The sequence below is a fragment of the Citrobacter sp. wls826 genome (assembly GCF_005281245.1).
Taxonomy (GTDB): Bacteria; Pseudomonadota; Gammaproteobacteria; order Enterobacterales; family Enterobacteriaceae; genus Citrobacter; species Citrobacter braakii.
In genome coordinates, this window is sequence record NZ_SZWS01000047.1 from 22,880 (window position 1) to 31,528 (window position 8,649).

The window sequence follows — 8,649 nt, forward strand, 5'->3', positions numbered from 1 at the left end:
ATTACTCGGTACCGCTCTTTTCCGCTTTTCCAGCCAACTGCGCAAGGAAGTCGTAGCGTTTTTGCAGATCGGCTGCGGCGTCTTTCCAGAGCTGTTCTGCGACTTCTGGCTGTTGGGCATTCAGGCGGCGGAAGCGCTGCTCGTTAAGCAATGTTTCGGCCAGGGCGTCTGACGGTGGCCGAGAGTCCAGCGCCAGCGGCAGCTTACCTTCATCTGCTCGACGTGGATCAAAGCGGTACAGCGGCCAGAACCCGGTTGCCGTGAGCTGACGCATCTGATCATGGCTTAGTGCGAGATCGTAACCATGCTCTTCACATGGGCTATACGCGATAATCAGCGACGGACCTGGATAGGCTTCCGCTTCCTGGATAGCTTTCACCGTCTGGTTCAACTGCGCGCCCAGAGAGATTTGTGCAACATACACGTGCCCGTACATCATCATACTGACGCCAAGATCTTTGCGAGCTTTGCGCTTGCCATGCTCACCAAATTTAGTGACGGCCCCGAGCGGCGTAGCTTTCGATGCTTGTCCGCCTGTATTGGAGTAACACTGGGTATCCAGTACCAGAATATTGACGTTCTCGGTCAGGCTCAGGACGTGATCCAGTCCCCCAAAACCAATATCGTAAGCCCAGCCATCACCGCCAATCAGCCAGATAGATTTCTCGACCAGCGCATCGGCATCGGTTAACAACTGCTGTGCGCCGTCGACATCTTTCAGGTGCTGGCGCAGTGCTGCAACTTGCTCACGGCGCACCTCTGGCGTAGCTTCAGCGTGCAGGGCGTCATTCAGTTCAGCCGGAATGTTATCGGCAAACTGTTCCACTAAACGCATGACGCGTACACGGTGCTGATCCACCGTCAGGCGGAAGCCCAGCCCAAACTCGGCGTTATCCTCAAACAGGGAGTTTGCCCACGCAGGCCCGCGACCATTGGCGTCGGTGGTATAAGGCGTTGAGGGCAGATTACCGCCATAAATTGATGAACAGCCGGTCGCATTGGCGATCAGCATGCGGTCGCCGTACAACTGCGTAAGCAATTTGATATACGGCGTTTCACCACAGCCAGAGCAGGCACCAGAGTACTCAAACAGCGGTGTTATCAACTGCGAGGTACGAATATCAATGCGTTCCAGTTTAGTGCGATCGATTTCCGGCAGATTGAGGAAGTAGTCATAGTTAACTTTTTCTTCTTCCACGTGCTCAAGGCGCGACATCATATTGATGGCCTTGATCTCCGGGTTCTGGCGATCTTTCGCCGGGCATACTTCGACGCACAGATTACACCCGGTGCAATCCTCTGGCGCAACCTGCAGGACATATTTCTGACCGCGCATATCGCGTGATTTCACATCCAGAGAATGCAAGCTGGCAGGGGCATTTTCCATCGCTTCTGGTGAAACCACTTTGGCGCGGATAGCCGAGTGCGGGCAAGCGGCTACGCAGTGGTTACACTGGGTACACAGCTCTTCTTTCCAGATGGGGATCTCTTCGGCGATATTGCGTTTTTCCCAACGCGTGGTGCCCATCGGCCAGGTGCCGTCTGGCGGCAGCGCTGAAACGGGGAGGGCATCGCCCAGACCGGCGAGCATTGCCGCGGTGACGGTTTTCACGAAATCAGGTGCGGCATCAGAAACCACCGGTGGGCGATTAGCGCTATGTGAGTCAACCGGCTGAAGCGCCACTTCGGCGACGGATTCACGCGCCAGGGCCAGCGCCTGCCAGTTACGTTCAACCAGATCCTGTCCTTTACTGCTATAGCTTTTCGCAATCGCACCCTGCAATTCAGCCAGAGCGCTGTCGCCTGGTAAGATTTGCGTCAGATGGAAGAACGCCATCTGCATAACGGTGTTAATACGTGCAGCCAGACCGCATTCGCGGGCAATTTTGGCCGCATTAATCACGTAGAAACGCGCCTTCTTCTGATTCAGAACAGCCTGAACTTCCTGCGGCAGACGTGTCCAGACTTCATCCACACTGTACGGGGTATTAAGCAGGAATATACCGCCAGGTTTCAGGCGCTCAGCCATCTGATACTTATCGATAAATTGCAACTGGTGACAACCAACAAAATCGGCTTGCGACACCAGATACGCTGAGCGAATAGGTTGTTCACTAACGCGCAGGTGAGAAACCGTCAGACCGCCTGCTTTTTTCGAGTCATAGACGAAATAACCCTGCGCATACCACGGCGTAGAGTTACCGATAATCTTGATGTTGTTTTTGGTGGCCGACACGCTACCGTCACTGCCCAGCCCGTAAAACAGTGCCTCGAGCTTCGCGGTACCGGGCAGGGTGTTTTCCGGTAACGGTAGCGACAGGTTGGTGACATCATCATAGATACCGACCGTAAAGCGAGATTTCGGCTTCGCGCTACTCAGCTCATTAAAGACCGCCATGACGCAGTCCGGGCCAAACTCTTTGGAAGAAAGTCCATAACGCCCGCCAATCACGCGCGGTAGCGTTTCTCGTTCGCCGCAGTTAAAGGCTTCCGCCAGCGCAGTCATTACATCCAGATACAACGGTTCAGCTTGCGCGCCGGGCTCTTTGGTGCGATCCAGGACGGCGATGCTCCGTACCGTTTCCGGCAGAGCGCGCAGTAAATGTCTGGCAGAGAATGGGCGGAACAGACGCACTTTCAGAACGCCAACTTTCTCGCCGCGTGCCAGCAGCTCTTCGACGACTTCTTCACTGGTTCCAATCGCCGAGCCCATCAAAATAATGACGCGTTCTGCCTGCGGATGACCGTAGTATTCAAATGGCTGGTACTGACGGCCCGTCGCAGCAGCGAAATCGTTCATCGCCTGTTCTACGTGATCGTAAACCGCGTTGTACCATGGGTTTGTTGCTTCGCGTGACTGGAAGTAGGTGTCCGGGTTCGCAGACGTACCGCGAATAACTGGATGCTCTGGGTTGAGCGCGCGCGCGCGATGAGCATCGATTTCTGCCTGCGGCATCAGCCCGAGGATTGTGTCATCGGCCAGCGGCACTATTTTATTAATTTCATGCGATGTGCGAAAACCATCAAAGAAATGAATAAACGGGACCCGGCTTTTCAGGGTGGCCATTTGCGAAATTAGCGCAAAGTCTTGTGCTTCCTGAACGCTGCTGGCGCACAGCATTGCGCATCCCGTCTGGCGCACCGCCATCACGTCGGAATGATCGCCAAAGATGGATAATGCGTGAGTGGCAATCGTACGCGCCGCAACGTGCAGCACAAACGGAGTCAACTGACCAGCCAGTTTGTACAGCGTCGGGATCATCAGCAACAGGCCCTGCGATGAAGTAAACGACGTAGAGAGCGCACCGGTCTGCAACGCGCCGTGAACGGTCGCTATCGCACCGCCTTCCGACTGCATTTCTACGACACGAGGGGTATCCCCCCACACGTTTTTAAGCCCGTTCCCGGCCCAGGCATCCGCCTGTTCCGCCATCGTCGAACTGGGCGTAATCGGGTAGATGGCGATAACCTCGCTGGTACGAAATGCGACCGAAGCAACCGCACCATTACCGTCAATTGTGATCATACTGACACCCTTACATTGCGCAAAAAAAGGGACACGCGTAACAGCGGCGAATCCTGTAGTTATCCTTTTAGTTTAGCAAAAGCGCTAAAGACAGATTTTCGCTTTTGTGTCCCCCGAATAAACAGAATGAATGGTTTGATCAAAGGAGCAGCCAAAAAATTGCCAGAAAATGTAAACAGTGCGCATAAATGCGCATATTGCCTCTCGACGGCGGTGTTTCCGCTGCCTATTATTTATGGCTGTGTCGTTTGGTTAATATTCAGAGGGGAGTAAGATGCGCGCAGCGTTTTGGGTAGGGTGTGCCGCGTTATTATTATCGGCTTGTAGTAGTGAACCTGTTCAGCAGGCAACCGCCGCGCATGTCGCACCGGGGATGAAGGCCGCAATGTCCAGTTCTGGAGAAGCTAATTGCGCCATGATTGGTGGTTCGCTCTCCGTTGCCCGTCAGCTGGATGGTTCAGCTATCGGAATGTGTGCGTTACCCAACGGCAAACGCTGTAGTGAGCAGTCGCTTGCCGCCGGAAGCTGTGGCAACTATTAAGCCACCGCGTTTCCTACATTAAATCCGCGAGTTTATACGTCAGCGTTTGTTCTGCTGTCGCCAGTGTTAACTGGTCAGCAGTCAGATCGACCTGTGCGCCTTGCTTAAACATGTCGCTGACGATCCCGTCGAGCGCGTTAAGCTGCGGATCGGCGCACATCATGCGGGTCATCGCCATATCTTTAACCTTCAACTCGCCGTCGGACAGTTTGCCCTGACCGTGGAATTGATTACACATCTTTCCCGATACCGTCATGTTTTCGCCAAAACTCAATTCGGGTGGGTTATTAGCGACGGTGACGGCTTTACCATTCACGCTCTGCAAAACGAAGCGGTGATGCTGCAACTGTTCGCGATTGACGGAAACTTTTCCATTGCTCACACAGCCAGCCATCAGCATGCTGAGCGCAATCAACGTGACAACTTTTTTCATTCAATTTCTCTACGTTTGTGACGGGAATACATTCAATATAATAATGATACTGAAGATTTTAGCATCGGTGATTATCTGAAAATGCCCCCCTGAATCCAGGGGAGCACAGGGATTAGAAGAGGGCGTTTGGACAGGTTTCGCCTTTGGAGATCTGTGCCAGATTTTGCAGTGTGGTCTCAGAAATGCTGGTCAATGCTTCGGCAGTCAGGAACGCCTGGTGACCGGTGAACAGCACGTTATGACAGGCCGACAGGCGGCGGAACACATCATCCTGAATCACGTCATTGGATTTATCTTCAAAGAACAGGTCGCGTTCGTTTTCATACACGTCCATACCCAGAGAACCAATTTTCTGGTTTTTCAGCGCATCGATAGCGGCTTGTGAATCGATCAATGCCCCGCGGCTGGTGTTAATAACCATCACGCCATTTTTCATTTGCTCAAAGGCTTCGTGATTGAGCAGGTGATAATTCTCCGGCGTTAACGGACAGTGCAGGGAGATGACATCGGACTCCGCGAACAGCGTTTTAAGATCGACATATTCAACGCCTAACTCCAGTGCGGCAGCGCTTGGGTAGGGATCAAACGCCAGCAGGCGCATCCCAAAACCTTTCAGGATCCGCAGTGCCGCAATCCCAATCTTACCGGTACCGATCACCCCAGCTGTTTTGCCATACATGGTAAAGCCGGTCAGCCCCTCAAGAGAGAAGTTGGCATCACGAGTACGCTGATAGGCGCGGTGAATACGGCGATTCAACGTCATCATCATGCCAATCGCATGTTCAGCGACGGCTTCCGGTGAATAGGCTGGCACACGGACGACCTGCAGGCCGAGTTCTTTTGCCGCGTCGAGATCGACGTTATTGAAGCCGGCGCAACGCAGCGCAATATATTTCACGCCATGCTTTTTCAGCTCTTCCAGAACCGGGCGGCTGCCATCGTCGTTGACGAAGATACAGACAGCTTCACAGCCATGGGCTGTTTTGGCTGTTTTCTCCGTCAGCAGAAAGTCAAAGAATTCAAGTTCAAAACCAAAAGCCTCGTTAACCTGCTGCAGATACTTCTTGTCGTACTGTTTTGTACTATAGATGGCGAGTTTCATAAGACTTTCTCCAGTGATTTTGACGTCACATTAATTCAATTCAAATTATTTTACAAAATCTAAAAAGTTATTGATAGTCATAGGCGTAATGAATAATTTCAGCGCATCTGTTGTTAGTGTGGGCAGGTTACTCAATTTCAACAACTGGATATTTTTCCGTCCAACTCAATACCCGTAATCGATGCAGGTAAAAAGCCAGCCGAATCACATCCAGACAGCTACGCTTATACAGGTAGCAAATATCGGGAGGGGTCATGTTAACTCACTCTGAAGCAAAGCGATGGGCCACCTTAATGCTTAAGGCGGCATTATGTGATGGTATGAAACCTGAGGAGATTTCCCGGCAGGTACATCTGGTCTGCGATCATCATGGTAGAGAGTGCCTCGAAGAGCTCATTGAGGAAATTCTGATAGAAGCTGGTCGTTTAGGACCTAAACATAGCGATGGAGAACTGAGGCCTCATTGAGTCTGAGTTCTTTATATTCCCGACGGCACGTGTAACAGCGTGCCATATAAAATAACGCACTATCTTATTGAATTGATTATTATTTTATTAATTCTCGTTGATTGATAAATAGTGCATATACTTCATGGGAATTTATTCTTAATGTGGGCATATCCTGTTAAACATGCCACAATACTGGCCTAAACCGGCTTAAATTTTCGCTAAATCAGGATATTAACTACCCATGAAGGGTAAATATAAAGCCGCTCTGGCACTTCTCTTATTATTGATTCTCGTGCCGCTGACGTTGGTCATGACGCTTGGCCTGTGGGTTCCTACGCTGGTGGGCGTCTGGTTACCTGTTGGCACGCGCATCGCGCTGGATGAGAGTCCACGGTTGACACGGCATGGGCTGCATATCCCGGAACTCCGCTATCTGGTCGATGATTGCCCGCTAGCGCGCATTACTCAGGCCGATCTTTCCCATCCCAGCCGCTGGTTGCTTAATGTCGGGACAATTGAGCTGGATTCCGCTTGCCTGGCTAAATTACCGCAGACAGAAGCGTCTCCGGCAGCGCCCAAAACGCTGGCTGAATGGCAATCGATGCTGCCCAATACCTGGATTAACATCGACAAAGTTATTCTCTCCCCCTGGCAGGAGTGGCAGGGAAAACTGTCTCTTTCGCTAACGCCATCGACCCAGCAACTGCGCTACCAGGGTGAAAAAGTGAAATTCCAGGGGCGTCTGCACGGGCAAAATCTCACGGTAAATGAGCTGGATATAGCCGCGTTTGAAGGGCAACCGCCGGTAAAACTGGTTGGTGAATTTACCATGCCGCTGGTTCCTGATGGACTACCGGTGAGCGGTCATGCGGTTGCTACTCTGAGCTTGCCGCAGGAGCCCTCACTGGTGGACGCCGAACTGGAGTGGCAAGAAAACAGCGGACAACTGATCGTTATGGCGCGGGACAATGCCGATCCGTTGCTCGATCTTCCGTGGGAAATAACCCGCCAGCAATTAACCATCAGCGACGGTCGCTGGAACTGGCCTTATCAGGGATTCCCGCTCAGCGGGCGGTTGGGTATGAAAGTTGAAAACTGGCAGGCCGGGCTGGAAAATGCGGTGGTGAGCGGGCGTCTGAACATACTGACCCAAGGCGATGCAGGTAAAGGAAACGCCGTATTAACGCTGGGGCCGGGTAAGCTGGGTGTGGATAGTAGTGATATGCCGTTACAGTTGATAGGCGAGGCGAAACAGGGTGACCTGATCTTCTACGCCAAATTACCCGCCAGACTCACCGGAAGCCTGAACGACCCGCAGCTGGCTTTCGAGCCAGGAGCGCTGCTGCGTTCGCGTGGACGGGTGATTGACTCGCTGGATATTGACGAAATTCGCTGGCCGCTGGCGGGCGTAAAAGTAACGCAGCGCGGCGTAGATGGCCGTCTGCAGGCTATATTGCGCGCGCATGAAAACCAGATGGGCGGTTTTGAATTGCATCTGGATGGTCTGGCAAATGATTTTCTCCCTGACGCGGGTCGCTGGCAGTGGCGGTACTGGGGAAAAGGCAGCTTTACGCCAATGCATGCGCGTTGGGACGTGGCGGGTAAGGGCGAATGGCATGACAACACCCTGAAGCTTTTTGATCTCTCCACCGGATTTGACCACCTGCAATACGGCACCATGAAGGTGGAAAGCCCGCGCCTGGTGATGGACGAGCCGATCGTCTGGGTACGGGATGCCAACAAACCGACTTTCAGCGGCGCGCTGTCGCTGGACGCAGGGAACACTACCTTTACCGGGGGGAGCGTGTTACCGCCGTCAACCCTGAAGTTCAGCGTGGAAGGCACCGACCCGACGATTTTCCAGTTTAAAGGCCAGCTTCACGCGGGCGCGATAGGTCCAGTACAGGTAAATGGCCGTTGGGACGGGATCCGCCTGCGCGGACAGGCCTGGTGGCCAAAACAATCGCTCACCGTATTCCAACCGCTCATCCCACCAGACTGGAAAATGAAGCTACGTGAAGGTGAACTGTATGCGCAGGTTGCGTTTTCGGCTGCCCCGGAACAGGGCTTTGAAGCGGGCGGCCATGGGGTATTAAAAGGCGGTAGCGCCTGGATGCCCGATAACCAAATTAATGGCGTCGATTTTGTGTTGCCTTTCCGGTTTAGTGAAGGCGCATGGCAACTGGGTACGCGTGGACCTATTTCACTGCGTATTGCGGAAGTGGTGAATCAGGTGACGGTGAAAAATATCGCCGCCGATCTACAGGGGGCGTATCCCTGGAGTGAAGACAATCCGTTACTGTTAAGCGATGTCAGCGCCGAACTGCTGGGGGGCAAAGTCATCATGCAACAACTGCGGATGCCGCAGCACGATCCGGCATTATTACGGGTGCAGAATATCTCTTCCAGCGAGCTTATCAGCGCGGTTAATCCCAAGCAATTCGCCATGTCTGGCCCGGTCAGCGGTGCGTTGCCGTTATGGCTGGATAACGAAAAGTGGATCATTAAAGACGGCTGGCTGACCAATCCGGGGCCTATGACGCTGCGTATTGATAAAGACACGGCGGATGCCGTCGTCAAAGATAATATGGCAGCCGG

The 8,649-nt window shown here is 53.0% G+C and carries 4 protein-coding genes and 1 pseudogene; 2 read left to right on the top strand and 3 right to left on the bottom strand.

Annotated elements, in window-relative coordinates:
* Position 1 precedes the first annotated feature (1 nt).
* Positions 2-3,526, bottom strand: a complete 3,525-nt coding sequence (gene nifJ / locus FDW87_RS10375) for a pyruvate:ferredoxin (flavodoxin) oxidoreductase (RefSeq protein ID WP_137379715.1) — start codon at positions 3,524-3,526, stop codon at positions 2-4.
* 274 nt (positions 3,527-3,800) lie between these two features.
* On the opposite strand from nifJ, the gene FDW87_RS10380 reads away from it, so the two are divergent.
* A complete protein-coding gene (locus FDW87_RS10380; RefSeq protein ID WP_003020360.1) occupies positions 3,801-4,067 on the top strand; it encodes a DUF333 domain-containing protein in 267 nt (88 codons plus the stop codon).
* Positions 4,068-4,080: 13 nt separating this feature from the next.
* Here FDW87_RS10380 and hslJ read toward each other — a convergent pair whose 3' ends face one another.
* Together hslJ and FDW87_RS10390 are read right to left on the bottom strand one after the other, a co-directional pair.
* Positions 4,081-4,500: a heat shock protein HslJ gene (gene hslJ, locus FDW87_RS10385; RefSeq protein ID WP_016153186.1), complete on the bottom strand. Its 420-nt coding sequence runs from the start codon at positions 4,498-4,500 to the stop codon at positions 4,081-4,083.
* A 112-nt stretch (positions 4,501-4,612) separates the two neighbouring features.
* Positions 4,613-5,602 carry a 2-hydroxyacid dehydrogenase gene (locus FDW87_RS10390; RefSeq protein ID WP_003833196.1) on the bottom strand — a complete coding sequence of 330 codons (990 nt, stop codon included), beginning with the start codon at positions 5,600-5,602 and terminating at the stop codon, positions 4,613-4,615.
* A gap of 690 nt (positions 5,603-6,292) precedes the next feature.
* Between FDW87_RS10390 and FDW87_RS10400 the strand changes: the two are divergent.
* Positions 6,293-8,649: pseudogene (locus FDW87_RS10400) on the top strand (YdbH family protein); the annotation flags it as partial.